Raw genomic sequence first — 24,361 nt, 5'->3', positions numbered from 1 at the left:
CTCACCCCAGGAGCACAGATGTCCTACGTCAAGCCCCGGGACCTCGTCGGTCGCATGATCGACGCCGGTTCGAGCAAGCTTCTGCTCTCCACCCGTGACACCCTGCTGCGCTCGATCATGGGCGGTGCGATCCTCACCCTCGGCGCGGCCTTCGCGATCACCGTCTCCACCCAGACCGGTGAGCCGCTGATCGGTGCCCTGCTGTTCCCGGTGGGCTTCATCATGCTGTACCTGTTGGGCTACGACCTGCTCACCGGCGTCTTCACCCTCGCCCCGCTGGCGCTGCTGGATCGCCGCCCCGGCGCCACCCCCGGCGCGATCGCGCGCAACTGGGGCCTCGTCTTCCTCGGCAACTTCCTCGGCGCCTTCAGCATCGCGCTGATCATGGCCATCTGCTTCACCTTCGGCTTCAGCACGGCGCCGAACGAGGTGGGGCAGGCGATCAGCGAGATCGGCCACGGCCGCACCGTCGGCTACGCCGACCACGGCGCCGGCGGGATGCTCACCCTGTTCCTCCGCGGGGTGCTGTGCAACTTCATGGTCTCCACCGGGGTGGTCGGAGCGATGATGGCCGATGACCTCATCAGCAAGGTCATCGCCATGTGGATGCCGATCATGCTGTTCTTCTACATGGGCTTCGAGCACTCCATCGTCAACATGTTCCTGTTCCCCTCGGGCCTCCTGCTCGGCGCGGACTTCACGATCGTGGACTACCTGATCTGGAACGAGATCCCGACGGTGCTGGGCAACCTCGTGGGCGGCCTGCTGCTGGTGGGCGTGGTCCTGTACGTCACCCACTACCGCACGGCCCCCGCCCGGGTGCCGTCGGGCACCGTCCCGCCGTCGGCCCCCGCGGACAGCCCTGCGGACACGCGGCCCACCACCGCTCCCGAGCCCGTCGGAGCCGCCCGATGAGCACGCACACCACCCCCACCCGCTGCGTCGTTGTCGGCGCCGGCATGGTCGCCCACCGCTTCGTCGACAGCCTCCTCTCCCGGGCCGAGGAGCCCGTGCACATCACGGTCATCGGGGACGAGGACCGCCTGCCCTACGACCGCGTCGGCCTCAGCCGCTTCTTCGACGGCGCCTCCGCCGAGGAGATGACCCTCGAGCAGACGGTCCTCGCCGATCCCCGCGTCGACCTCCTGCCCGGCGACCGGGTCCACGAGATCCACCGCGAGGACCAGCAGGTCACCACCGCCTCCGGCGCCCGCATCGCCTACGACCACCTGGTGCTCGCCACCGGTTCGTCCGCGGCACGGCCCCCGGTCCCGGGTGCGGAGCTGCCCGGCGCCTTCGTCTACCGCACCCTCGACGACGTCGAGCAGCTGCGCGAGCGCGTCGCCGCCGCGAGCGACGCGGGCCGCCCTCTGCGCGGCATGGTCATCGGCGGCGGGCTGCTGGGCCTCGAGGCCGCCGGCGCCCTGCAGGGGCTCGGTGTCGAGGCGACCGTCGTGCAGTCCAGCGACCGTCTCATGTCCGCCCAGCTCGACCTGGCCGCCGGCGAGGCGCTGCGCCGCCTCATCGAGGCGCGCGGGATCACCGTGCGCACCGGCACCCTGACCACCGCGCTCACCCCGGGACCCGGGGGAGAGGTGGCCGGCATCGAGTTCGCCGACGGCAGCAGCGCCCCCACCGACCTGGTCGTCTTCACCATCGGCGTGCGACCCCGCGACGAGCTCGGCCGTGCGGCGGGCCTGGACTGCGGCGAGCGCGGCGGCATCGAGATCGACGCGAGCTGCCGCACCTCCGATCCCGCGATCCGCGCCATCGGCGAGGTCGCCGCCTTCGGGGGCCGCTGCGTGGGCCTGGTCGCCCCCGGCTACTCGATGGCCGAGGTCGCCGCGGACCGCCTCCTGGGCGGCGACGCCGCCTTCGCGGGCTACGACCTCTCCACCAAGCTCAAGCTCTCCGGCGTGGACGTCGCCAGCTTCGGCGATGCCTTCGCCACCACACCGGGCGCCCTCGACGTCGTGTACGCGGACCCCGTCGGCGGTGTCTACAAGAAGCTCGTCCTCTCCGACGACGCGACTACCCTGCTGGGCGGGATGCTCGTCGGCGACGCCTCCGCCTACGGCGCGCTGCGGCCGATGGTGGGCAGCGCGCTCGGCGGCGACCCCGCCGCCTATCTGCTGCCGGCCGACGGCATCGCCGCGCCGACCGGGGACCTGCCCGACGAGGCGGTGGTCTGCTCCTGCGCCGGCGTCACCGCGGGGCAGATCCGCGGTGCCGTCCACGAGGACGGCTGCGAGGACGCCGAGGCCGTCGCCGCCTGCACTCGCGCAGGCGCCACCTGCGGTTCCTGCGTGATGACGGTCAAGAGCCTGGTCGGCAAGGAGCTGACCGCCATGGGCAGGACCCTCTCCACCGCGCTGTGCGAGCACATCGCGATGTCCCGCCGCCAGCTCTTCGACGCCGTCCAGGTCTCGGGCCTGGCCACCTTCAGCGCCATCATCGAGCGCTTCGGCACCGGGCGCGGCTGCGACACCTGCAAGCCGGTCATCGCGAGCATCCTGTCCACCCTCACCCGCACCCACGTGCTCGAGGGCGAGAACGCCACGCTGCAGGACACCAACGACCACGTCATGGCGAACATGCAGAAGGACGGCACCTACTCGGTGGTCCCGCGCATGCCCGGCGGCGAGGTCACCCCGGAAGGGCTCATCGTCATCGGCGAGATCGCCCGGGACTTCGGCCTCTACACCAAGCTCACCGGCGGCCAGCGGGTGGACATGTTCGGCGCCCGCCTCGAGGAGCTGCCGATCATCTGGCAGCGGCTGGTCGACGCCGGCTTCGAGTCCGGGCAGGCCTACGGCAAGTCGCTGCGCACCGTGAAGTCCTGCGTCGGCTCGGCCTGGTGCCGCTACGGCGTGCTGGACTCCACCGCGATGGCCGTCCGGCTGGAGCTGCGGTACCGCGGCCTGCGCTCCCCGCACAAGCTCAAGCTCGGCGTCTCCGGCTGCGCCCGCGAGTGCGCCGAGGCCCGTGGCAAGGACGCGGGCATCATCGCCACCGCCACCGGCTGGAACCTGTACGTCGGCGGCAACGGCGGCGCCACCCCGCGCCACGCCGAGCTGCTCGCCGAGGGGCTGGACGACGAGGAGCTGGTGCGCACCATCGACCGCTTCTTCATGTACTACATCCGCACGGCCGACAAGCTGCAGCGCACCGCGCCGTGGCTGCAGGAGCTCGAGGGCGGCATCGACGGTCTGCGCGAGGTGGTGCTCGAGGACTCCCTGGGAATCTGCGCGGACCTCGATGAGGCCATGGACCTGCACGTGCGGGACTACGAGGACGACTGGGCGGCGACCCTCGCCGATCCCGAGAAGCTCACCCGCTTCCGGTCCTTCGTCAACGCCCCCACCACTCCCGATCCCTCGCTGGCCTTCACCGCCGAACGCGGTCAGGTCCGGCCGGCGAGCACCGACGAGAGGCGATCGGGATCCGTCCTGATCGCCGGAGACCGACTGGAGGTCCGAGGATGAGCACGCCGACCATCACTGCCACCACGACGAACGAGCTGAGCTGGCGGAGCATCTGCTCCCTCGACGATCTCGAGGTCGAGCGCGGACGCGCCGCGCTCGTGGACCACGCCCAGCTGGCCCTGTTCCTGCTGCCCGACGGGAGCGTCCGGGCGACCTGCAACCGCGACCCGTACTCCGACGCCTACGTCATCTCCCGCGGGATCGTCGGCTCCCGGGGCGACGCCCCCACCGTCGCCTCGCCGATGTACAAGCAGGTGTTCGACCTGCGCACCGGCCTGTGCCTGGACCCCAAGGGCAAGGGGCCGGGCCGCCTGCGCACCTGGCAGGCCCGCGAGGTCGACGGCGAGGTGCAGGTGCTGTGGCGGAGGACCGCGTGACCGTCCGCCCGAGACCCGTGCGCGCGGACGCCGCGGCCTCGGAGACCGCGTTCACGGACAATGCGGTGGTATGAGCACCTCCCCGCAGCTGTCCCGCACCCTCGACGGGCGCACCCTCGTCCTCGCCGTGGACCGCAAGGCCCAGGAGCTGGCCGCGGCCCTCGAGCGCCACGGCGCCCGGGTGGAGCGCGCGCCCGCGATGTCCACGATCCCCCATGTGGACGACCCCGCACTGCTCGAGCTCACCCGTGAGCTGATCGCCCGCCCGCCCCGGATGCTCATCGCCCTCACCGGCGTCGGCTTCCGCGGCTGGATGGAGGCGGCCGAGGCCGCCGGCCTCGCCGAGGAGCTGCGCTCCGCACTGGGAGAGACCGAGATCCTCGCCCGCGGCCCGAAGGCCCGCGGCGCCGTCCAGCAGGCCGGACTCACCACCGCCTGGGTCGCCGCCTCCGAGACCGCCGCCGAGATCGGCGAGCACCTCGCCGGGCGCGACCTCGCCGGGGTGCGCGTCGCCGTCCAGCACCACGGCTCCGGGGCCGACGGCCTCGACGACCTGCTGGCCGCGCACGGCGCCGAGGCGCTGAGCCTGACCGTCTACCGCTGGGGGCCCTCCCCGGACCCCGAGGCGCTGCGCCGCTCGGTGCTCCGCGCCGCGGACGGGGAGATCGACGCGGTGGTCTTCACCTCCGCGCCGGGCGCCGAGGGATGGCTCGAGGACGCCGAGAGCGCGGGCGCCCTCGAGGGGATCGCCGCGCAGGCCGGCACCGGCCGCCTGCTGCTCGCGGCCGTCGGCCCCGTCACCGCCGGGCCGCTCACCGGACGCGAGCTGCCCGTCCTCATCGCCGAGCGGGGCCGCCTGGGCTCCCTCGTGCGCACCGTCGTCCAGCACTACGAGGAGTCCCCGTGACCGCTGTGATCGCCTGCTCCCACGGCACCCGCTTCCCCGAGGGGCGCGCCACCGTCGCCGCACTCGTCGCCCTCCTCGCCGAGCGGATGCCGGGAACCCGCGTCGAACAGGCCTTCGTCGACGTCGAGCAGCCCGAGGTCGCCGAGGTCGCCGCGCACCTGGCCGCGGAGGGACCCGCCGTCGTGGTGCCGCTGCTGCTCTCCACCGGGTTCCACACCAAGGTCGATATCGCCGCCGCCGTCGCGCCGCACGCCCGGGTGCACGCCGCGAGACCGCTGGGACCGCACCCGCTGCTGGTCGACGCGCTGGTGCGGCGCCTGATCGAGCTGCCGGACTTCGCCGGCTTCCGGGACGGGGACCACGTGGTCCTCGCCGCCGCCGGCTCGAGCGACCCCGAGGCCGCCGAGCAGGTCGAGGAGATGGCCGCGCTGCTGCGCCCCGCCCTGCCCGTGCCCGTCACCGTCGGCTACGGCGCGGGGTCGCACCCCCGACTTTCCGAGGCGGTCGCCGCCGCCCGCGCCGCCGGTGCCCGGCGCGTGGTCGCCGCGAGCTATGTGCTCGCCCCCGGCCACTTCGCGGGGCTCGTGGAGCGCTCCGGCGCGGACCTCGTCTCCGCCCCGCTGGGCACGGACCCGGCGGTGCTCGAGGTCGTCGCGCAGCGGATCGAGGAGGCCACCCTCGTGACAGCCTAAGCGTGCGGGCGGATACTGGAGGGCCCCGCACGAAGGAGCGACCGCCATGAACACCCTGCTGTGGATCCTGGCCATCCTGCTGGCCGCCGTGTTCGCCGGCTCCGGGCTGGCCAAGCTGGTCTTCCCCCGCGAGAAGCAGATCCTGTGGAACCCCTACGTCGAGGACTTCCCGCACACCGTCATCCGCGGGATCGGCGTGCTCGAGATCCTCGGCGCGATCGGCCTGATCCTGCCCGCCGTTACCGGGATCGGCACCTCCCTCGTCGCCTTCGCGGCCGCCGGCCTGGCGATCACCATGGTCTTCGCGACGCTCGTGCACGTCCGCCGCGGCGACGGCGTGCTGCGGACCCTGCCCGCCGTCGTGCTGGCGATCCTCTCGGTCGCCGTCGCCTGGTCGCGCTTCGGGCCCTATCCGCTCTGAGGCTCGCGCCGTCGGCCGCGCGGACGCAGCAGTGCGCGCAGCGCGAGCCCCGCCAGCAGCGCCCAGAAGGCGGCGCTGACGCCGGCCACCGAGACGCCCGAGGCCGCGATCAGCAGCGTCACCCCGGCCGGCAGCATCTCGCGCTGCTCGGCGAGCGCGCCGCGCAGCGAGACCACGAAGGTCCCGATCAGGGCGAGGCCCGCGACCGCCGGGATCACCCCCTCCGGCGCGAGGGCGATGAGCTGGGCCGCCGCTCCCGCGCCGAGCCCGAAGAGGACCATCACCACGCCCGAGGCGACCGAGGCGATCCACCGCCGACCACGGTCCTCCCCGGCCTCCGGACCGGCGGCCAGCGCCGCGGTGATCGCCGCGAGGTTGATGCCGTGCCCTCCCGCGGGAGCACCCGCCACGGTCCCCAGGCCCGTCACCACCATCGCCCTCCGCCACGGCACCTCGTAGCCCAGGCCTCGCATCACGGCCACCCCGGGGACGTTCTGGGAGGCCATGGTCACGAGGTACAGGGGCAGGGCGATCCCCACCACGGATCCCACGGTGAGCACCGGCGCGGTGAGCTCGACCACGGGGCGCAGCCCGATCCCCGCCAGGTCCGTCCCGGACCGGGCGAGGTCGACGCCGATCACCACCGCCGCGGCGACGAAGGCCAGCGGCGAGGCCCAGCGCGGGGCGAGGCGCTGCGCGAGCGCCCACACCACGATCACCGGGGCGACCGCGAACGGATTCGCCGCGAGGCCCAGCACCGGTCCCAGGCACAGCTGCAGCAGCACGCCGGCGAGCATCGCCTGCGCGATCGAGGTGGGGATGCGGGCCATCACCCGCCCCAGCGGCGGCACCAGCCCGGTGAGCAGGACGAGCACGCCCACCAGAGCGAACGCCCCCACCGCTGCGGGCCAGCCGCCCTCGACCGTCCCGGTGGCGGCCAGCAGCGCGGCGCCCGGCGTGGACCAGGCGATCGTCAGCGGCAGGCGCGTCCACACCGCCAGCAGGATCGAGGCCAGCCCCATCCCCATGCTCACCGCGAGCAGCCCGCTCGAGGCCTGCGCGGGGCTCGCCCCCACCGCGACCAGTCCGGTCAGGACCACGACGAAGGAGCTCGTGAAGGCGACGAGGCCGGAGACGATCCCGGCGGTGAGGGGGCGGAGCATGAGGGCACCGTACGATCCCTCCCGCCTTGCCAGCACAGGTGTTCGCGGGGAGGATCCTCCCATGGCCGTCGACGATGTCATCTCCTGGCTCCTGCACACCGATCCGGCGCTGCGGTGGCAGATCGAGCGCGATCTCCTCGACGCGCCCGAGGAGCGGTGGCGGGCCACCCGCGACCGCATCCCGCACGAGGGCTTCGGTGCGCAGCTGCTGGCACGGCAGGATCCCGAGACCTGCCTGTGGGCGGGCGGAGCCTTCTTCCCGGCCGGCTTCCTCGACGACCCGGAGAACCAGAAGCTCCCCGGACAGCCCTGGACGGCGACCACCTGGTCGCTGACCGCCCTGCGCGAATGGGGCATGGATCCCGAGCCGCTGCACGCCCGGGACACCGCCGCGACCCTCGCCCGCACCGCGCACTGGGAGTACGACCCCTCGCTGCCGTACTGGGGCGGGGAGGTGGACTGCTGCATCAACGCGATGACCCTGTCCAACGGCCTGTGGCTCGGTGTGGACGTGGAGCAGCTGGTGGACTGGTTCGTCGAGCACACGATGGACGAGGGCGGCTGGAACTGCGAGTGGGAGGACGGCACGCGCCGCGCCAGCTTCCACTCGACGCTCAACGCCCTGCGTGCTCTGCACGACCACGAGCGCGCCACCGGCGGCACCGACGCGTCGCGGGCCGCGATGGAGGCCGGCGAGGAGTACCTGCTGCAGCGACGCCTGATGCGCCGGGCGAGCACCGGGGAGATCGTGGGCCCGTGGGTGGACCACTTCCTCTACCCGCCCCGGCACATCTACTCCGCCCTGCGCGCCCTCGATCATTTCCGCGCGCGGGGGAGGCGGGATCCGCGGATGCAGGAGGCCGTGCAGACCGTGCTCGACGCCCAGCAGAGCGATGGCACCTGGCTCCAGCAGCACCACCTCGAGGGCGCGGTGTGGTTCGAGGTCGACGTCCCCGTCGGGGAGCCCTCGCCGTGGCTGACCCACCAGGCGCTGCGGGTGCTGCGCTGGTGGAACGACGGGTCGGCCTGACGGGCGCCCCGGCGCCTGCGTCGGTTCAGGAGCGGGAGCGGGCCACCGTGCTCGCGTCCTGCGCCGTGGTGCGGATCCGGTAGAGGCTCGAGCTCGCCACGATGTACAGGGTGCGGCCGTCCTCGCCGCCGAAGCACAGGTTCGCGGTCCTCTCCGGCACCGGCAGGTCCAGCAGGCGCTCGCCGGTGGGGGAGAAGACCTGCACCCCGGACAGGCTCGAGCTCCAGATGTTGCCGCGCGCGTCCACACGGATCCCGTCGGGCAGGCCGGGGGAGACCTCGACCAGGAGCCGGCCGTTCTTCGCGTGCCGCCCCTCGACCACGTCGTAGACGTGGATCCCGTGGCCGTGGGGCCGGTGGGGGAACGGATCGGCGGGATCGGCCGGGGCGAGGGAGGAGTCCGCGACGTACAGCAGCGACTGGTCGGGGGAGAAGGCGAGCCCGTTGGGCGCCTCGACGTCGATCACCACCGGGGTCAGCGTCCCGGCGACCTCGTCGTACCGGAAGACGTAGCGGTCCCCGTACTCCTCCCGCCCGGGATGCCCCTCCACGGGGCGCTTGATCCCGTAGGAGGGGTCCGTGAACCAGATCGCGCCGTCCGCGGCGACGACGACGTCGTTGGGGGAGTTCAGGCGATGCTCGCCGAAGCGGTCCACGAGGGTGGTCGGGGAGTGGACGTCGCCCGGGCCGACGGCGGTGTCGCGCTGGACCGCGCGGCGGCCGTGCGAGCACTCCACGACGTTCCCCTCGAGGTCCAGCGTCCGGCCGTTGGTGAACTCGACCCCGGTGCTGAAGACGCTCAGCTGCCCGGTCTCCTCGGAGTACTCGAGGATCCGGTCGGCGGGGATGTCGCTGAAGCGCAGGGCGCGGCGGCGCGGGATCCAGACCGGGCCCTCGGCCCAGGTGGCGCCGGTGGCGACCTTCTCGAGCCGGGCACCGGGGGCGAGCAGGGGCGAGTCGATCTCCGTCATGGCAGCTCCGTTCATCGGGGAAGGGGGCGGGGCGTGCGGCCATCATCCCCCAGCGGCGGTGCCGGGCGTCCTATGCTCCCGGGATGGCGACGACGACTCCGCAGCCCCCTTCCCCCTCCTCGACCGCACCGGTCACCGGGATCGTGGAGGAGCGCCTGCGGTGCCGCGAGGACGGGACCTTCACCATCGTCCAGTTCAACGACACCCAGGACTCGCACCGCACCGACGCGCGCACGATCGCCCTCCAGGAGGCGGTGCTCGACGACGTCCGGCCCGACCTCGTGGTCCTCAACGGCGACGTCATCGACGGCAGCCCCACCACGGCGCTCGAGGCGAAGCAGGCGATCAACAACGTGGTGGTGCCGATGGAGGAGCGCGGCATCCCCTGGGCGCTGACCTTCGGGAACCATGACGAGGACTCCACCGCCGTCACCGGGATGGACGAGGCGGCCTACCTGGAGTTCGTCGCCCAGTACCCCCACAACCTCAACACCGCGGGCGCTGAGGGGATCTCCGGCAGCGGGAACCAGGTGCTCACCGTCTCGTCCTCGCGCGGGGACCGTGCCGTGTACGCGGTGTGGCTGCTGGACTCCGGCCGCTACGCCCCCGAGCAGATCGCCGGGCAGGACCTCGCCGGCCACCCGCGCTGGGACTGGGTGCGCCCGGACCAGATCCGGTGGTACCTCACGGCCTCCGAGGAGCTCCAGCACCGTGCCGGGCACCGCGTGTCGGGCCTCCTCTTCCAGCACATCCCGCTGTGGGAGCACCGCTGCGCCTGGTTCGGCAGCGCGGACTCCCGCACGGACGAGGACCACGCCCGCGCCCGAGTGCGGCACCGGATCGTCGGCGAGCGGAACGAGGTCGAGAGCCCCGGCCCGTTCAACTCCGGCCTCTTCACCGCCCTGCTGCACCGCGGGGACGTGCAGGGGCTGTTCGTCGGCCACGACCACACCAACACCTATGCGGCGGACTACTACGGCATCACCCTCGGCTACGGCCCGGGCACCGGGTTCGGCGCCTACGGGCTGGAGGGCGCGGAGGAGCATCGACTGCGCGGGGCGCGAGTGTTCCGTCTCGACGAGCAGGCGGAATCGGTGTGGATCGGCACCGAGCTGCGCTTCGCCGCGGACTACGGCATCGATCTGCGGCCCGGGACACAGCCGGGCGAGCCCGCGCCGTTGCCGGGCGGGGTGCGCTGAGCGCGGATCCCGCGGCCCGCGCGGGCCGGTGCTCACGCTGCAGGCGAGTTCACCGTGGTATCCGGTGCGAATTCCACGGTGAAGATGCCTGCAGCAGATCCCGGCGCGGGCCGTGGCACACCGGGGCTCGCCCGCCCCGGCTCAGGACCAGGTGACCGGCAGCTCCGGATCGGCCATGTCGACGCTGGGCACCGAGATCGCGCCGCCGAAGAAGAGCTCGCAGGTGCCCGTCTGCCCGTCCTTGGTGCACTCGATGGTGGTGTCCACGGTGCCCACGGACTCGCCGCGCACGTAGGTGGGCTCGTCGTACTCGGGGGTGCCCTCCATGGTGTCGATGTTGCGCTGCGACTCCTCGGGCAGGGTGCGGGACACGGTGTCCTCGACCATGGTCCAGCCGTCGGAGCTGGACTCGGGGACGGCGTCCATGCCGCAGCCGGCCTCGAGGGTCTTCTGGGCGACGCACTCGTCCACGGCCGTCTGGACGGCGCCGCGGAACGTGGTCAGGCCGTCCTCGGACAGGGCCGCGTCGGGCCACTCGGGGTACTCCTGCGGATTCACGGCCAGCACCGGATCGGTGGAGGCCGGCAGGAAGTTCTCGTTGCTGTAGCCGAGCTCGTACGCGCCGGGGAGGAGATGGAACACGGTGCCGTCGGCGACCTCGGTCCCGTTGAGGGTGGTGCCGAGGCCGGCGTACATCTCCGGCAGCTCGGTGTACCAGCTGAACGAGGTCAGAGCCAGGACGTCGTCACTGTCGTAGTCCGCGACCCGGAATTCGGCGGAGGTGCTCTCGCCGCCGACGGCGTAGTCGACGTCCACGGTGCCGGAGATGCCGGACTCGTCGATGAGGGGGTCGCCGATGACGACGTCGGTGACCGGCGCCGCCGTGAGACCCGCGTCGTACACCTCGGCCGGCAGGTACTCCGCGTCGGAGTCCTCGCCTGCCGGCATGAGCTCCATCGCGACCGCGGAGTCCCCGGCCTCGAGGGCGGCCATGTAGTCGGTGACCAGCTGCGTGGCCTGCTCCTCGGGGGTCAGCTGCGCGACCTCGCTGCCGGTCTCCTCGCCGCCGCCGCCCGCGCCCCCGCGGACGGCCAGGACGATGACGAGCACGACGACCAGCAGCAGCACCAGGAGGCAGCCGCCGCCGGCGATGAGGCCGACGATCAGTCCCGTCCGCTTCTTCCCGGCGGGCCCGTCCGGCCGCTCGCCGGCCTGCGGCTGACCGAACGGGGGCTGCGGGGGCGAGGAGGGGGCGAAGGGCGACTGCTGGCCGGGCGGCGGAGGCGCCGCGCCGTAAGGGGAGGACGGCATCGGCGATCCCGGCTCGTTCGTCGGCCCGTTCGCGTCCTGCGGGCCGTTCGGCGTCCCCGGTGCGGTCATGGTGGTCCCCCTCGTCACGTCCTGTCGATAGGCGGCAGGATAGTCGAGGTGCTGTTCACTCCGGCAGCGCTTCCAGGACGGCCTCGCCGTACTCGGCGAGCTTCTTGGCGCCGACCCCGCTGACGCCGCCCAGCTGGGACACCGTCGTGGGCCGGGCCTGGACGATCCCCACCAGAGTCGCGTCGGAGAACACCATGTACGGCGGGATCTGCTTCTCGGAGGCGACCGAGGTCCGCCAGGTGCGCAGCGCCTCGAACCGCTCGAGCTGCGCGGGCTCGAGGGAGTCGGCCGCCCGGGAGCCGCCGGCCGCGCGCCGTCCGCCCCCGCGGGCCGCGCGCTGCGGGGCGCGGTCCACCGCGAGCTCGACTGTCTCCTCGCCGCGCAGCACCGCCGGGGAGTTCGGCCCGGGGATCAGGACGCCGTACTCGCCCTCGGCCTCGACGACCCCTCGGGCCAGCAGCTGGCGCAGGGTGGTGCGCCACTGCTTCTCGCTCAGCTCCGTGCCGATGCCCCAGACGCTCAGCTCCTCGTGCCGGGACTGCGCCGAGCGCGGATTGTCCCGGCCCAGCAGGACCTCGATGACCTGACCGGAACCGAACTTCTGGCCGCGCTCGCGGTCCAGGCGGATCAGGGCCGAGAGCAGCTTCTGCGCCGGCACCGTCGCATCCCAGGTGCTGGGCGGGGTCAGGCAGGTGTCGCAGTTGCCGCAGGGCTCCGAGTCCTGGCCGAAGTAGCGCAGCAGCTGCACGCGGCGGCAGGTGACGGTCTCGCACAGCGCGAGCATGGCGTCCAGATGCGAGCGGGCGTTGCGTTTGAACAGCTCGCTGCCCTCGCCGGTGTCGATGAACTTCCGCTGGTTGACGACGTCGCCCAGCCCGTAGGCCATCCAGGCGGTGGAGGGCTGACCGTCGCGGCCCGCACGGCCGGTCTCCTGGTAGTAGCCCTCGATGGACTTGGGCAGGTCCAGGTGCGCGACGAAGCGGACGTCGGGCTTGTCGATGCCCATCCCGAAGGCGATGGTCGCCACGATGATCAGCCCCTCGGCCCGCAGGAAGCGCTCCTGGTGGTCCTGGCGGACGGCCGCGTCGAGCCCTGCGTGGTACGGCAGGGCGGGGATGCCGCGGGCGACCAGCGCCTCGGCGGTCTGCTCGACGCTCTTGCGCGAGAGGCAGTAGACGATGCCGGAGTCGCCCTCGTGCTCGGTGGTGATCAGGCGCAGGAGCTGCTCGCGGGGGCTGGCCTTGGGCTCGATCCGGTACTGGATGTTGGGGCGGTCGAAGCTCGCCACGAAGTGCCTCGCCTGCTGCATCTGCAGACGCTCGGTGAGTTCGCGATGGGTGGCCTCGGTGGCCGTCGCCGTCAGCGCGATCCGCGGCACGGTCGGGAAGGACTCGGCGAGGACGGACAGCCCCAGGTAGTCGGGACGGAAATCATGACCCCACTGGGAGACGCAATGCGCCTCGTCGATCGCGAACAGGGCGAGCTGCGCCCGGTGCAGGAGCTGCTGGGTGCGGGGCAGGACCAGGCGCTCCGGCGCCATGTACAGCAGGTCCAGCTCGCCCGCCAGCAGCTGCTGCTCCACGGCCTGGGCCTCGTGGAAATCCAGAGTGGAGTTGAGGAAGGCGGCGCGGATGCCGACGCCCTCGAGCGCGGCGACCTGATCGGCCATCAGGGCGATCAGCGGCGAGACCACGATCCCCGTGCCCTCGCGGAGCAGGGAGGGGATCTGGTAGCACAGCGACTTGCCGCCGCCGGTGGGCATGAGCACCACCGCGTCCCCGCCGCCTGCGAGCTGGTCGATGATCGCGGCCTGGTCCCCGCGGAAGGAGTCATAGCCGAAGACCCTCGAGAGGATCTCGAGCGCCGCATCGGTCTGCGCGGCATCGCCGTCCCGGAGTGCGGAGATCGGGTCGGCGGCGGTCGAGGAATCCATGGTCGTCACTCTAGGCGGGGGTGGTGACGGGGTGCGAGCGGAGGCGGGGGAGTGTGGACGAGTGCACCGTGGACTCAGGCCCGGCGCGCGATGACCGTGAAGGTGTGCCAGTGCTTGGGACCGGAGAAGGAGTGGCCGTCGCGCTCGACCTCGGAGAGCTCCTCGATACCGGCCCCGCAGCCCAGCTCGATCGCCCGGGGCACGGGCGCCGCGGCCGTCCCTACGGCGTTCCACCACAGCGCGGCCGCGCGCTAAGCCAGGGGTCGCACGTCCCTGCTCGCCTGGGCGGCGTTGTACGCCGAGAAGTCACGGTTCGCACTGCGTGGCTGTATGGGATCCGATCGTAGTCAGGGCCTGAACGGCAGGCGGCCTCAGACCAGAAGCGTGGACAGCAGCACCGCCACGGACAGGGCGAGCATCCCCAGGCAGTTCACCCAGAAGGACACGCCGAGGAAGCGGGCGCGCAGATGCGCGGCAGCGGCGCACACGAAGTAGGCGACCACCCCGGTGGTCGCCGCGGCCGCGATGCCGGGCACCCAAAGGCCGACCACGAGACCTGCGGCGGCGACCAGCTTGATGACGATGAGGGTCCACCACCACTCGCGGGGGAATCGCACTCCGTCCAGGCAGTCGCGGATGAATCCCGGTGGGCGCAGCGAGAGCGCCGCATCGCCGACCAGGACTGCGGCCAGCAGGATCGTGGGCCACCAGAGCTCGGGCAGGAGGATCAGCATGGGTGCTCCCTGGTCGTGAGAAGGGCTGTGACGGTGGATCGCAGCGTCTCGGGCAGCTGCTGCAGTGAGGCGCCCGGGCGGGCCGCCCCGGTGTAGAGCACCCCGACGAAGGCGTGGTAGAGCGCGGTCGCCAGCGCTCTGTCCTCCGGGGAGGGGCGCGGCTGGTCGCCGGCGAGGATGCCGGTGAACTCCTCGATGAGCTGCGCGGCGAGCTCGTCGATGAGGATCGAGGAGTGCCGGGCGCCGACGAGGATCGAGGCGTAGGTGCGGGCCAGCTCCGCACGCTCGATGTACAGCTCGACGATCGGTGCGACCAGGGCGAGGATCCGCTCGGTGTCAGAGCTCGCCGCGGGCTCCGACGCCGGGCGCCGGCTCTGCAGCTGCGCCACGTGCTGGTCGAACACCTGGACCAGCAGGCTCTCCTTGTCCCCGACGGACATCACCGTGCCGACGCTCACCTCGCAGGCGGTCGCGATCTCGCGGACGGTGGTGGCCGCGAATCCGCGCTCGACGAAGAGGCGGTCCGCGGCGGCGAGCACGCGGGCGCGGGTGGCGTTCCGGGAATCACGGCGCGGCATGGGGGCCCCTTCGGTGAACACGTTCAGTGAACGTGTTCAGGCTACTGCATCACCACCGCCGCGGCAAGGTAGTCCCCGGTCATCTGGGGAGCGCGGAGCCGAGGGTCCGTCTGTCGGAGCCCGTCGTTAGAGTCCTGCCGACATGAGCCGAAAGGGGCACGAGGGATACGAGATGGCGGCAGCACGTGGACACAGATTTCATCGAGTGGCAGGGCCGGGATCGCTCTTCGTCGAGGCCCGTGCTGCGCTGGCGGCGTGGACCATGGCGGGGATCGACCTCACCGGCCGACATGTGAGCAGGCGACTGGCCGAACGGGAGATCCCGGCGGCGGCGATCGTCGAGAGCGATCCGCAGAGCTGGGAGATCATCACGGTGGACGTCACCGCCGACCTCCGGGAGATCGGCGCGATGAGCATCCGGCGTGAGTTCTCCCGCGGGGTCTGGCTGTGGGCGGTCCTGGGGCGTGGAGGCCTGGTGACCGCATGGCTGAGGGAGCATGCCGGGATCGGGTACGGATCCGGGGCGATCACGCGCCAGGGACCCGCCTGGCTCGCGGTCCGTGACCACTTCGACGCCCGGCGCGAGAAGACCCTGGCGTCGGCGCCACGCACCCCGGCGGGGAGCGAGGTCCCGGCCCGACTGCTCGGTCTCGAGAGAGCGCTGGCCACGATGCCGATGAGCGTGACCGACCGTCGTCGCTTCCACGATGCCGCAGCCCTGGTCCGCTCCGGACTCTCCTGGCGCATCGCGGTCGATGCGGCGGGATGGATCTCCTACGAGACGGGGCGGACCGCCGTCAAACGGATCGTGCGCGAGCAGGGATCGCGCGCCCCGATCCCGGTGATGCCCCACGACCGGTGGGAGGAGGCCCTGACGAGCATCGACGATCTCGAGCGCCGGCTCCCGCACGCCTCGGTGCGGGAGACGACACGCACCAGGCTCACCGGGACCTTCGACCGTGTTCGCCGCGGACACACGTGGACGAGCGCCGCCCGACGCGCCGAATTCCCCTCCTACGCGGCGATGGCCGCGGCGCGGCGACGCGTGGCGGCCACCGGGACCGGTGACGGAGACCTCGAGATCCCCTCGCCCTCCCGAGCGGACAAGGACCGCGCCGCCGCCTGAGCCGCGCCCCGGCTCAGGCTCCCGAGACGCTCAGCCCGAACTGAGCGAGCAGCGCGGAGCCGACGTAGGTGCCCAGGAACACGAACACCGCCGTGATCGCGATCTTCCAGGAGGTCTTGGACAGGTCCACGAGGCGGTCGGCGACGCTGACCCCGGCGAAGGCGAGGATCGGGGTGGTCAGCGACAGGAAGTCGACCGCCCCGATCGCGTCGACGAAGCCGCTCCAGGCCAGGCATCCGGCGAGGGATACCAGGGAGACCCAGCCCAGCACCGGGAAGTCGCGGAGGACGGGCACGCGGCTGATGGTCATGAGGTCGCCGATGACGATGCCGATCAGAGCGAACAGCCACAGCGTCGCGAGCCCGCCGAGCGTCAGCGCGGTGATCGGGGTCGACTCCGGATTCACCCAGAGCTTCATCTGCTGCGTGAACAGCACCAGGGCGAGCGAGAGCAGCAGCACGGCCACGAAGGTGATGTAGCGCTGGCCGGTGAAGAGGGTCGCTGCCGTGGGGGTCGCGCCCTTCTGTGCGGCGGCGTCGGTGACGTCCGCGGCGGGGATCGCGCCGGTCTTCGGCAGGTGGTCCTTGCCGCGCATGAACAGGTTGTAGAGGAAGCGCTGCAGCGGGACGGCGAGGAAGACCATCGTGTAGGTGCCGATGAAGCTGGTCAGCAGCTGGCTCGCGGCGGCATAGGAGACGATCGTGTCCTGCATGTCCGGCACCTGCGCGGCCAGCGTCGAGGAGGACGCGGTCATCATCGAGGCCGAGCCCAGCCCGGAGGCGATCGCGAGTGCCCGCACGTCCAGGCCGGTGCCCAGCAGGATCGGCGCGACCAGCGAGAAGAACAGCGCGCCGAACAGGGTTCCCATGAGGTACATCGACAGCACGCCGCGACCGGGGTCGGAGTTCAGGGAGTACTTCTCGGAGATGTAGGCCAGCTCGCCCTCGCGTCCCAGGCCCAGCGTCGAGCCGATCGCGTGGCGGCGCAGGCCCAGCATCAGCGCGATCGGCAGACCGAGCAGGACCGTGCCGAGGTTGCCGAGCTCCTGGAGCAGGAACACCCAGCCGATCGAGAGGATCTCGCCCAGTCGCGGGGCGACGTCGGCCCCGTAGCGCGCCATGAGCGGCAGCATGATGATGATGAGGAAGGCGCCGGAGAAACCGACGTTCCGCGGCGAGTAGACGCGGCGCAGGATGCCCTTCCGCCACACGGGGATGCCCAGGATCATCGTGATGAGCACGGCGAACACCAGGGGCAGCACGGTGATGGTGATCGACGGGGTGATCGGCAGCATGCGCAGGCCGATGCCCTCGGCGGCCGCGATCGTCAGCACCACCAGGACGATCAGGAGCGCCATGTCCATCGCGGCGCCGCCGCGGCCGAGGGGGCCCGCCGCGCGGCTCGCGGCGTCGGGGCGCGGCGCGGGGGTGGAGTTCTGGCTCATCGGGTCTCCTGGGTCCGGGCGGCGGCGCCGCTCTCCACCGGCCCCAGAGCGGCTCGCGCTCCGGCGGGGACCGGCGTGATCGCGTCGAGGGCGTCGACGTACTGGGCGTACGAGCGGCGGGGGAGCGGGTCGGGCAGGTGACGGCCCATGACCAGCAGGGCGCGCTCCAACAGCCTCGGCACGGCGATCAGCACGTGCTCGGGGTCGATCATCGAGAAATCGCGACCGTGGATGGTGCCGTCGAAGCCGCCGTAGGAGAGCTGGACCGTCGGCACCAGGAAGGACAGGTCCCCGGCGTCGCCGGCGGCGGCGATCGCCCCGCGGTCCTCGATGAGGGTCGTGATCGCGTCGTCCTCCGCGAAGGCGTCCCGGAATGCGCCGGACATGGTGCGGTCCTGCACGAAGGGCAGGTATCCCATCTCGGTGGTGATGTGCGCGGTGCCGCCGAGCGCGGCGGCGCAGCCGTGGGCGGCGCGGTCCACCCGCGCGGCGACCTCGCCGAGGTAGTCGAGGTCCGTGGAGCGCACGTCGGTGCCGACCGTAACCCGGTGCGGCACCACGTTCGTGGTCATCTCGCTGGCGGGGATGACGGGATTCATGCGCACCAGCACGTCCTCGCGCAGCTGCTGCCGGCCCAGGCCCAGGGCGGTCGTGAACAGGGTCGCCATGGAGTAGGCGTTGGTCCCGCTGAAGGGGTCCAGCCCCGCGTGGGAGGCGGTGCCCTCGAACTCGACGGTCTTGTAGAGGAAGCCGGCGAGGTCGCAGTCGATCTCGATGGTGGGCCCGTCCTGCCGGCCGCCGATGGCATGGAGGCACACGGCCGCGTCGATGTCGTCGAAGACGCCCAGCATCATCGCCTCAGGCTTGCCGCCGAACCAGGTGATCTCGCCGCGCTCGCGCAGCTCGGCCCGGTGGGCGAGGTCCACGAACTCCTCGGCGGGGACGAAGACGAAGGACAGGTCGATGTCCGCCTGCCTCCAGGCCTCGGTGGCGACCAGGTGCGCGAAGACCGCCAGGGCGATGCCCACCTGCGTGTGGTGGCCGCAGGCGTGGACCGCGCCGGTGGCCGGATCCGCGTCCGGGTGGGCGGGGGAGATGACGGCGTCGAGCTCGGCGACGACGGCGAGACGGCGGCGCTGCGGGTCCGCCGGGGCGGCGGAGGGCAGCGACACCTTCAGCCCGGTGGTGGAGAAGTGCTCGACAGGCAGGCCGTCGCCGTGGCGGAGCAGGAACTCCTCGACCACACGGGCGGTGCGATGCTCGGCGTAGCCGAGCTCGGGATGCTCCCAGAGCCCGGTCACGAGGTCATGGACCTCGGGGAACAGACGGTCGAAGGTCATGGGGGTGAGCTCCTCGGCGGGATGTGTGCTGGCACTGCGCTCGCCGTGGCCGACGTGTGCCCAGGCGGCTCAGGGCGTCGAGACCAAGAGGTCATGATACGCCACGCATGGTCATCCAGCCCCGCCTCTCACTCCGCACAGGGCCCGGGGCTCGGCGCCCTCCGGCGCGGTGCGGGAAGGAGCGAGCGCCAGCTGCCGCAGGCAGGTTCACCGTGGAATCAGGTGGGCATTGCGCGGTGAAGTTGCCTGCGGCAGCAGGGGAGGGAGCAGCTCATCGCAGAGAGTGGGATCCGTGTGCTGAGCGGGGAACCACCCCAGTCAGCGGCAGATCTCAGTCGAGGGCCTCGCTGCGGAGGGTGACGGCGCCGGGACCGGGAAAGATCTGCGCGGAGACGACGGCGCGGCCGCCGTCGAGCTCCAGCTCCACACAGGAGCGGTCGACGATCAGATCGACGGCGATCTCCGCCTGTTCGTCCGCCGGCACGTACGGCGCGGTGAGCGAGTGCTCGGCCGCGAAGGGCTCCGCGTGGGCGGCGCTGCGGTCCACGATGAGGGCTCCGTCGGCACCGACCTCGATGACCAGCTCGCGCGCGGGGGCGTCGGCGCCGATGCGCAGCACGAGGCGGTGCGGGACGTCGGCCGCGAGCGTGCCGCGCAGACGGAAGGGCTCGTCGGCATCGAGTGCCGGCAGCTGGAGCGACTGCGCAGCGGCGCCGAGGGCGGACGGGGCGGATGCCGCATCGGTGCCGGCCGTCGGGACAGCCGCCGTGAGCGGGCCCGGCAGCGGCGGCAGCTCGATCGTGCGCAGCCCTTCGGGCACCACCAGCCGCTGGACCAGGGCGAGACCCGTCGGTCGCTCCTCGAGGAGCAGCGTGCGGGGCAGAGTCATCGCCGAGCGCCACGGCGCGGTGGGCGTCCGGTCGGCATAGGCCCAGTTGTTCATCCAGCCCAGCACCACCGGATCTCCGTCCACGCCGGAGAAGGTCACCGCGGCGTAGCAGTCTGGTCCCAGGTCCAGCGGCTGCGGTTCCGCCGAGGCCGTGAAGCGGATCCCGTCGAAGTCACCGAGGATCGTCCACGTCCCCGAGCCGCCCGCGGGCCCGCCCGGATTGGTGCTGAGGATCAGCGCCCAGGACTCCCGCCCCGCGGTCCCGTCGGCGCGCCGCTCGTGCACGCGCACCAGGTCCGGGCACTCCCAGATGCCGCCGTCCAGGGACGGATGGCGGAAGACGGAGGCCGGCTCCCAGCGCAGCAGGTCCTGTGAGGTGAACAGGTGCAGGGCGTAGTCCGTGGCCTCGACCGCGACCATCACCCAGCGCCCGGACTCCTCATGCCAGAGGACCTTGGGGTCGCGGAAGTTCGCCGAGGAGCGGTCCAGCACGGGATTTCCGGCATAGAACTCCCAGGTCATACCGTCATCGGTCGAGGACGCGATCGACTGCGCCTGGATACCGGGATGCTCCGGATGATCAGGGGAGTAGGCGCTGGTGTAGAAGGCCAGCAGCGGCCCGCTCCCACCCGGCGTGCCGAGGCCCGAGACGTTCTGCGCGTCGTGGACGACGCTGCCGGAGAAGATCATCTCCTGCTCCGAACAGGGCAGCGCCACCGGCAGAGCGGTCCACGTGGCCAGGTCCGTGGAGACGGCGTGGCCCCAGGACATGTTGTCCCACAGGCTCCCGTGGGGGTTGTTCTGGAAGAAGGCGTGCCAGGTGCCCTCGTGGAGGACGAGCCCGTTCGGATCGTTCATCCAGGTCGACTCCGGGGTGAGGTGGAACCGGGGGCGGTGGAGGTCGGCGCGGGAGCGGGGCAGGTCAGTGGTGGTCATGAGCTCTTCCATGGGGAGGGCGGGCCGGCGCCCGCGGGACGGGCGCCGGCCGGTCGGGCGTCGGTCAGGAGTTCTCGGTGAAGCGGTCGTAGGCGCCCTGGTAGACCTCCGCGACCTCGCTGAGCCCGATCTGCTCGAGCTGGGCGACGTAGCCGTCCCACTCGTCCTCGATGCCGCCCTTGACGATCCAGGTGGCGACCTTCTCGTCCACGAGCGTACGGACATCGGACTCGAGGGTGCTGATCCGGTTCAGCTCCTCCACCGAGAGCATCACCGGCGGGTACTTCTCGTTCGCACGGTGCGGGGCATAGAACTCGGCGATCTGGCCCTGGCGCTCCGCCGCCCGCGGCTCGGGCAGCACGACGGTCTCGAAGTCCTCGGCGGTGATGATCTTCGGTCCGCCGGGGGCGACCTTCACGCGCCGCTCCTGCTCCGTCTCGCCGCCGCTGACCGGGATCTGCTCGAGCATGCCGTCGGCGTTCATCTCCTGGGAGATGCCGATCGGGCCCCAGTTCGCCTGGGCGCTCATGACCGGGTCGAAGAGCATGTCCGCCCAGCGCAGCGTGGCGGCGGCGTACTGGCTGGTCCGGGTGATCGCGAATGCGCCGCGGTTGATCTCCTGATTGTTCGCCGCGCAGGCGCGCTGCACGCCGTCGGGGCCGGGCAGGATCGGCACGATCTGGTACTGCTCGGCGCGATCGGGGCCGACGACCTCCGGGCACTCCCAGAAGGAGAAGGAGCCCAGAGTCTGCGGATCGGCCTTCCCCTTGGCGATGAACGTGACGTAGTCCTGGGCGAAGGCCTCCTGATCGATGAGCCCCTCGCCGTACCAGGTGTGCAGAGTCGCGATCGCGTCGCGGAAGCCGTCCTTGTCCGCGGTGAAGAGGACCTCGCCGTCCTGGACGATGCGGTGGTCGGGGTTGTCCGCCTGCCCGCCCAGGGCCGCGATGAGGTCCGCGATGGCGCCGGCGCCGATGAAGGACAGAGGCAGCGCGCCGGAGCCCTTCGACTCCCGGAAGGCCAGCAGCGCCTCGTGGTACTCCTCCACCGTGGTGGGCACCCCCATCCCCAGCTCGTCGAGCCAGACGGTGTTGATGAAGAGCATGGTGGGGAACTCCACCAGGCCCATCTCCTCGACGCTGGGCAGGGTGTAGATGTGTCCGTCCGAGGTGGTCATCGCGGAGCGGATGTCCGGGCGCTGCTCGAGGATGCCGTGGAGGGTGGGGGCGTGCTCGAGGATGAGGTCCTCGAGGGCGAGGAGGGTGCCGTTGTCGCCGTACTTGGCGACCTCGGCGTCGGTCAGTCCCGTGTTGAACAGGGCGTCGGGCAGCTCGCCGCTGGCCAGGAGGAGGTTCTTCTTCTCGGCCCACACCTCGTCCGGCTCGTTGGCCCAGGTGATCTCGATGCCCGAGTCCTCCTGCCAGGTCCGGACCAGCTCCATGGTCTCGTACTCCGGGGCCAGGGCGGACTTCGAGCCGCCGAAGGAGAGGGTCAGCTCGTCGGCGACCACGGGGAGGCCGGAGTCCGTCAGGCCGACGTCCGCGGACAGGTCCTCGGTCTCCCGCGCCGAGGGACGGCCGCAGGCGGCGAGGCCCAGCGCGGTTGCGGAGAGCGCGGTGGCGCCCAGGGCGAAGCGTCGACGGGTGAGAGGTGCGGGCGACGGCCCGGCGGGAGAGGGGGTGGTGGCGGGTGTGGTGGCGGGTGTGGTGGTCATGGCAGGACTCCTTCGTCGTGATCGGTCGGTCGGAACGAGAGGGATGGAGCGGGTGGTACGTATAACGGTGAGCGTGGGACGTCGAGGCGGTGCTGCGAGCTCAGCTCTTCAGCGCGCCGAGAGTGGCGCCCTTGACGAAGTGGCGCTGGAGGAAGGGGAAGGCGATGAGCAGCGGGATGGTGGAGACGACGATCATCGAGTACTTCAGCAGCTCGCCCATCTTCTGGGCCGCCGCCGTCGAGTCCATCGAGGCCATGTCCATGCCGCCGGCCGAGGCCTGCGACTGGATGAGGACGTTGCGCAGGATGAGCTGGAGGGGGTACTTCGACTCGTCGGAGAGGTAGATCATCGCGTCGAAGAAGGCGTTCCAGTTCGCGACCATGTGGAACATGACCATGAGCACGATGAGCGACTTCGACAGGGGCAGCGCGATGCCGAAGAAGAACCGGAAGTCGCTCGCGCCGTCGATCTGCGCGGCCTCCCGCAGCTCAGGGGAGAGGTTCTGCTCGAAGAAGGTGCGGGCGATGACGAGGTTCCACACGCCCACCGCGCCGGGCAGGACCACGGCCCAGATCGTGTCCAGCATGCCCAGCTGCTTGACCACCAGGTAGCGGGCGATCATGCCGCCGTCGAAGAACATCGTGATGACGAACAGGATCATGAAGAGGTTCCGGCCCGGCATGTCCTTGCGGGACAGGGCGTAGGCGCCGCACAGGATCATCGTGACGCTGACCGCCGTGCCCACGGCCGTGTAGAGGACGGAGTTGAGGAACCCGCGCACGATAGTCGAGGTGCCGAAGATCGTCGCGTAGCCGTCGAAGGTGATGCCTCGCGGGACGAGGAACACCTTGCCCTGCTGGACCAGGTTCGGGTCAGAGATCGACGCGATGACGATGAAGTAGAGCGGGTAGATGATCACCAGGATCGCAAGGGCGATGATCCCGTAGGTGGAGACGAGGAACAGGGGATCGGCCAGGCGCTGGCCGAGGGTCTGCCTGCGCGTCCGGAACGGGGTGTGCTGCAGGGGGTGTGTCTTCGTGGAGGTTGTCATCGTGATCACCACAGGCTCGACTGGTTGGCCCGCTTGGCGACCCCGTTGAAGGTCAGCAGCAGGAGGAGGTTCAGGACGGAGTTGAACAGGCCGATCGCGGCGGAGTAGCTGAACTGCGCGCCCTGCAGGCCCACCTTGTAGACGTAGGTGTTGATGACCTCGGAGGTGGGCAGGTTCAAGTCGGTCTGCATGAGGTAGACCTTCTCGAAGCCGAGGTTGAAGATGTTCCCGACGGCGAGGATGAACAGGATTGTGATGACCGGGAGGATCCCGGGGACGTCGATGTGGCGGATCCGCTGGAAGCGGTTGGCGCCGTCCATGCGTGCGGCCTCGTGGAGTGAGGGGTCGATCGCGGTGAGCGCGGCGAGGTAGATGATCATCGAGAAGCCGGCGTTCTGCCAGACGTCCGAGCCGATGTAGAGGGGTCGGAACCACTCCGGGGTGCCCATGAAGAAGATCGGCTCGCCGCCGACGAGGGTGATGGCGTGGTTGACCAGGCCCGAGCTGGGCGAGAACAGCAGGTGGATCATGCCCACCACCACCACGACCGAGATGAAGGACGGGGAGTAGAGGACCGTCTGGGTGAGCCGCTTGAAGCGCTCGCTGGGCAGCTGGTTGACGATGAGCGCCAGGATGATCGGCACCGGGAAGGCAATGAGCAGGCCCACGGTGTTGATCGTCAGCGTGTTGGTGACGATGCGCTCGAACTGGTAGCTGGCCAGGAACGTCCGGAAGTGCTCGAGGCCCACCCAGGGGCTCCAGAAGAACCCGTCCGCGGGGTTGTAGTCGCGGAAGGCGATCTGTGCGCCGTACATCGGCCAGTACTTGAAGACGATGAGGCTTGCCAGGGCCGGCAGTAGTAGTACGTATAACTGCCAGCTCTGCAGGCATCGTCGTAGCAGCGTGCGGTGCCGCGCAGGGCGCGGGGCGGAATCAGGCGGGGCGGGTGTCCGGGAGACCGGGGGCCCGACGGCGGTGTCGGTGCTCATGCG

General features: G+C 71.4%; 22 protein-coding genes. 9 read left to right on the top strand and 13 right to left on the bottom strand.

Going from position 1 to position 24,361, the window contains the following annotated elements; genetic code table 11:
* The first annotated feature begins 18 nt into the window (after positions 1-18).
* The 6 genes from CXH06_RS12120 to CXH06_RS12095 all read left to right on the top strand — a co-directional run bounded on the left by CXH06_RS12120 (position 19) and on the right by CXH06_RS12095 (position 5,882).
* Positions 19-915: a formate/nitrite transporter family protein gene (locus tag CXH06_RS12120; RefSeq protein WP_114855455.1), complete on the top strand. Its 897-nt coding sequence runs from the start codon at positions 19-21 to the stop codon at positions 913-915.
* Entirely contained in the window at positions 912-3,485 is a 2,574-nt protein-coding gene (gene nirB, locus CXH06_RS12115; protein ID WP_114855454.1) for a nitrite reductase large subunit NirB, read from the top strand. The genes CXH06_RS12120 and nirB overlap by 4 nt, the downstream gene beginning before the upstream one ends.
* A complete protein-coding gene (gene nirD / locus CXH06_RS12110) occupies positions 3,482-3,862 on the top strand; it encodes a nitrite reductase small subunit NirD (RefSeq protein WP_114855453.1) in 381 nt (126 codons plus the stop codon). The genes nirB and nirD overlap by 4 nt, the downstream gene beginning before the upstream one ends.
* Positions 3,863-3,932: 70 nt before the next feature.
* Positions 3,933-4,769: a uroporphyrinogen-III synthase gene (locus CXH06_RS12105; RefSeq protein ID WP_114855452.1), complete on the top strand. Its 837-nt coding sequence runs from the start codon at positions 3,933-3,935 to the stop codon at positions 4,767-4,769.
* Complete coding sequence (locus CXH06_RS12100) at positions 4,766-5,461, top strand: sirohydrochlorin chelatase (RefSeq protein WP_114855451.1); 696 nt, start codon at positions 4,766-4,768, stop codon at positions 5,459-5,461. The genes CXH06_RS12105 and CXH06_RS12100 overlap by 4 nt, the downstream gene beginning before the upstream one ends.
* A gap of 46 nt (positions 5,462-5,507) precedes the next feature.
* A complete protein-coding gene (locus CXH06_RS12095; protein WP_114855450.1) occupies positions 5,508-5,882 on the top strand; it encodes a DoxX family protein in 375 nt (124 codons plus the stop codon).
* On the opposite strand, the gene CXH06_RS12090 is transcribed toward CXH06_RS12095, so the two are convergent.
* Positions 5,870-7,045: a benzoate/H(+) symporter BenE family transporter gene (locus CXH06_RS12090; protein ID WP_114855449.1), complete on the bottom strand. Its 1,176-nt coding sequence runs from the start codon at positions 7,043-7,045 to the stop codon at positions 5,870-5,872. The genes CXH06_RS12095 and CXH06_RS12090 overlap by 13 nt on opposite strands.
* A gap of 61 nt (positions 7,046-7,106) precedes the next feature.
* Between CXH06_RS12090 and CXH06_RS12085 the strand changes: the two genes are divergently transcribed.
* A complete protein-coding gene (locus CXH06_RS12085; protein ID WP_114855448.1) occupies positions 7,107-8,075 on the top strand; it encodes a squalene cyclase in 969 nt (322 codons plus the stop codon).
* A gap of 25 nt (positions 8,076-8,100) precedes the next feature.
* Here the strand turns inward: CXH06_RS12085 and CXH06_RS12080 are convergent, their stop codons facing one another.
* Positions 8,101-9,045 (bottom strand): SMP-30/gluconolactonase/LRE family protein, encoded by a 945-nt coding sequence (locus CXH06_RS12080; RefSeq protein WP_114855447.1) that lies wholly within the window; start codon positions 9,043-9,045, stop codon positions 8,101-8,103.
* 83 nt (positions 9,046-9,128) lie between these two features.
* Between CXH06_RS12080 and CXH06_RS12075 the strand changes: the two genes are divergently transcribed.
* Entirely contained in the window at positions 9,129-10,244 is a 1,116-nt protein-coding gene (locus CXH06_RS12075; RefSeq protein WP_114855446.1) for a metallophosphoesterase family protein, read from the top strand.
* A 141-nt stretch (positions 10,245-10,385) separates the two neighbouring features.
* On the opposite strand, the gene CXH06_RS12070 is transcribed toward CXH06_RS12075, so the two are convergent.
* From CXH06_RS12070 to CXH06_RS12050, 5 genes are all read right to left on the bottom strand, one after another.
* On the bottom strand, positions 10,386-11,555 hold the full coding sequence (locus CXH06_RS12070) for a hypothetical protein (RefSeq protein WP_157975719.1): 1,170 nt from the start codon (positions 11,553-11,555) through the stop codon (positions 10,386-10,388).
* Between the two features lie 124 nt (positions 11,556-11,679).
* Positions 11,680-13,557: a DNA helicase RecQ gene (recQ, locus tag CXH06_RS12065; RefSeq protein WP_114855444.1), complete on the bottom strand. Its 1,878-nt coding sequence runs from the start codon at positions 13,555-13,557 to the stop codon at positions 11,680-11,682.
* 74 nt (positions 13,558-13,631) lie between these two features.
* Complete coding sequence (locus CXH06_RS18715) at positions 13,632-13,760, bottom strand: hypothetical protein (protein ID WP_255411451.1); 129 nt, start codon at positions 13,758-13,760, stop codon at positions 13,632-13,634.
* Between the two features lie 168 nt (positions 13,761-13,928).
* Positions 13,929-14,291 carry a DoxX family protein gene (locus CXH06_RS12055; protein WP_114855443.1) on the bottom strand — a complete coding sequence of 121 codons (363 nt, stop codon included), beginning with the start codon at positions 14,289-14,291 and terminating at the stop codon, positions 13,929-13,931.
* The gene (locus CXH06_RS12050; RefSeq protein WP_114855442.1) at positions 14,285-14,869 is read right to left on the bottom strand and encodes a TetR/AcrR family transcriptional regulator; all 585 of its coding nucleotides are present in this window, start codon (positions 14,867-14,869) and stop codon (positions 14,285-14,287) included. The genes CXH06_RS12055 and CXH06_RS12050 overlap by 7 nt, the downstream gene beginning before the upstream one ends.
* Before the next feature lie 205 nt (positions 14,870-15,074).
* On the opposite strand from CXH06_RS12050, the gene CXH06_RS12045 reads away from it, so the two are divergent.
* The gene (locus CXH06_RS12045) at positions 15,075-15,995 is read left to right on the top strand and encodes a hypothetical protein (protein ID WP_157975718.1); all 921 of its coding nucleotides are present in this window, start codon (positions 15,075-15,077) and stop codon (positions 15,993-15,995) included.
* A gap of 13 nt (positions 15,996-16,008) precedes the next feature.
* Here the strand turns inward: CXH06_RS12045 and CXH06_RS12040 are convergent, their stop codons facing one another.
* From CXH06_RS12040 to CXH06_RS12015, 6 genes are all read right to left on the bottom strand, one after another.
* A complete protein-coding gene (locus CXH06_RS12040; RefSeq protein WP_198684066.1) occupies positions 16,009-17,439 on the bottom strand; it encodes a DUF3100 domain-containing protein in 1,431 nt (476 codons plus the stop codon).
* A complete protein-coding gene (locus tag CXH06_RS12035) occupies positions 17,436-18,779 on the bottom strand; it encodes a M20/M25/M40 family metallo-hydrolase (protein ID WP_114855440.1) in 1,344 nt (447 codons plus the stop codon). The genes CXH06_RS12040 and CXH06_RS12035 overlap by 4 nt, the downstream gene beginning before the upstream one ends.
* 331 nt (positions 18,780-19,110) lie before the next feature.
* Complete coding sequence (locus CXH06_RS12030) at positions 19,111-20,604, bottom strand: GH32 C-terminal domain-containing protein (protein ID WP_114855439.1); 1,494 nt, start codon at positions 20,602-20,604, stop codon at positions 19,111-19,113.
* Positions 20,605-20,668: 64 nt separating this feature from the next.
* Complete coding sequence (locus CXH06_RS12025) at positions 20,669-22,318, bottom strand: extracellular solute-binding protein (protein ID WP_114855438.1); 1,650 nt, start codon at positions 22,316-22,318, stop codon at positions 20,669-20,671.
* Between the two features lie 100 nt (positions 22,319-22,418).
* Entirely contained in the window at positions 22,419-23,369 is a 951-nt protein-coding gene (locus tag CXH06_RS12020) for a carbohydrate ABC transporter permease (protein WP_114855470.1), read from the bottom strand.
* A gap of 5 nt (positions 23,370-23,374) precedes the next feature.
* Entirely contained in the window at positions 23,375-24,358 is a 984-nt protein-coding gene (locus tag CXH06_RS12015) for a sugar ABC transporter permease (protein WP_114855437.1), read from the bottom strand.
* Positions 24,359-24,361 lie beyond the last annotated feature (3 nt).

The sequence above is a fragment of the Brachybacterium sp. YJGR34 genome, assembly GCF_003347015.1.
Classification (GTDB): Bacteria; Actinomycetota; Actinomycetes; order Actinomycetales; family Dermabacteraceae; genus Brachybacterium.
Note: the sequence above shows the minus strand (reverse complement) of the source record. Positions and strands in the feature narration are given on the sequence as shown.

Coding starts and splice junctions, on each gene's coding strand:
- nirD (WP_114855453.1), top strand. CDS start 3,482: ATGAGCACGCCGACCATCACTGCCACCACGACGAACGAGCTGAGCTGG.
- CXH06_RS12095 (WP_114855450.1), top strand. CDS start 5,508: ATGAACACCCTGCTGTGGATCCTGGCCATCCTGCTGGCCGCCGTGTTC.
- CXH06_RS12025 (WP_114855438.1), bottom strand. CDS start 22,318: ATGACCACCACACCCGCCACCACACCCGCCACCACCCCCTCTCCCGCC.
- nirB (WP_114855454.1), top strand. CDS start 912: ATGAGCACGCACACCACCCCCACCCGCTGCGTCGTTGTCGGCGCCGGC.
- CXH06_RS12080 (WP_114855447.1), bottom strand. CDS start 9,045: ATGACGGAGATCGACTCGCCCCTGCTCGCCCCCGGTGCCCGGCTCGAG.
- recQ (WP_114855444.1), bottom strand. CDS start 13,557: ATGGATTCCTCGACCGCCGCCGACCCGATCTCCGCACTCCGGGACGGC.
- CXH06_RS12020 (WP_114855470.1), bottom strand. CDS start 23,369: ATGACAACCTCCACGAAGACACACCCCCTGCAGCACACCCCGTTCCGG.
- CXH06_RS12090 (WP_114855449.1), bottom strand. CDS start 7,045: ATGCTCCGCCCCCTCACCGCCGGGATCGTCTCCGGCCTCGTCGCCTTC.
- CXH06_RS12105 (WP_114855452.1), top strand. CDS start 3,933: ATGAGCACCTCCCCGCAGCTGTCCCGCACCCTCGACGGGCGCACCCTC.
- CXH06_RS12120 (WP_114855455.1), top strand. CDS start 19: ATGTCCTACGTCAAGCCCCGGGACCTCGTCGGTCGCATGATCGACGCC.
- CXH06_RS12030 (WP_114855439.1), bottom strand. CDS start 20,604: ATGACCACCACTGACCTGCCCCGCTCCCGCGCCGACCTCCACCGCCCC.
- CXH06_RS12040 (WP_198684066.1), bottom strand. CDS start 17,439: ATGAGCCAGAACTCCACCCCCGCGCCGCGCCCCGACGCCGCGAGCCGC.
- CXH06_RS12070 (WP_157975719.1), bottom strand. CDS start 11,555: ATGCCGTCCTCCCCTTACGGCGCGGCGCCTCCGCCGCCCGGCCAGCAG.
- CXH06_RS12050 (WP_114855442.1), bottom strand. CDS start 14,869: ATGCCGCGCCGTGATTCCCGGAACGCCACCCGCGCCCGCGTGCTCGCC.
- CXH06_RS12035 (WP_114855440.1), bottom strand. CDS start 18,779: ATGACCTTCGACCGTCTGTTCCCCGAGGTCCATGACCTCGTGACCGGG.
- CXH06_RS12055 (WP_114855443.1), bottom strand. CDS start 14,291: ATGCTGATCCTCCTGCCCGAGCTCTGGTGGCCCACGATCCTGCTGGCC.
- CXH06_RS12015 (WP_114855437.1), bottom strand. CDS start 24,358: ATGAGCACCGACACCGCCGTCGGGCCCCCGGTCTCCCGGACACCCGCC.
- CXH06_RS12075 (WP_114855446.1), top strand. CDS start 9,129: ATGGCGACGACGACTCCGCAGCCCCCTTCCCCCTCCTCGACCGCACCG.
- CXH06_RS12085 (WP_114855448.1), top strand. CDS start 7,107: ATGGCCGTCGACGATGTCATCTCCTGGCTCCTGCACACCGATCCGGCG.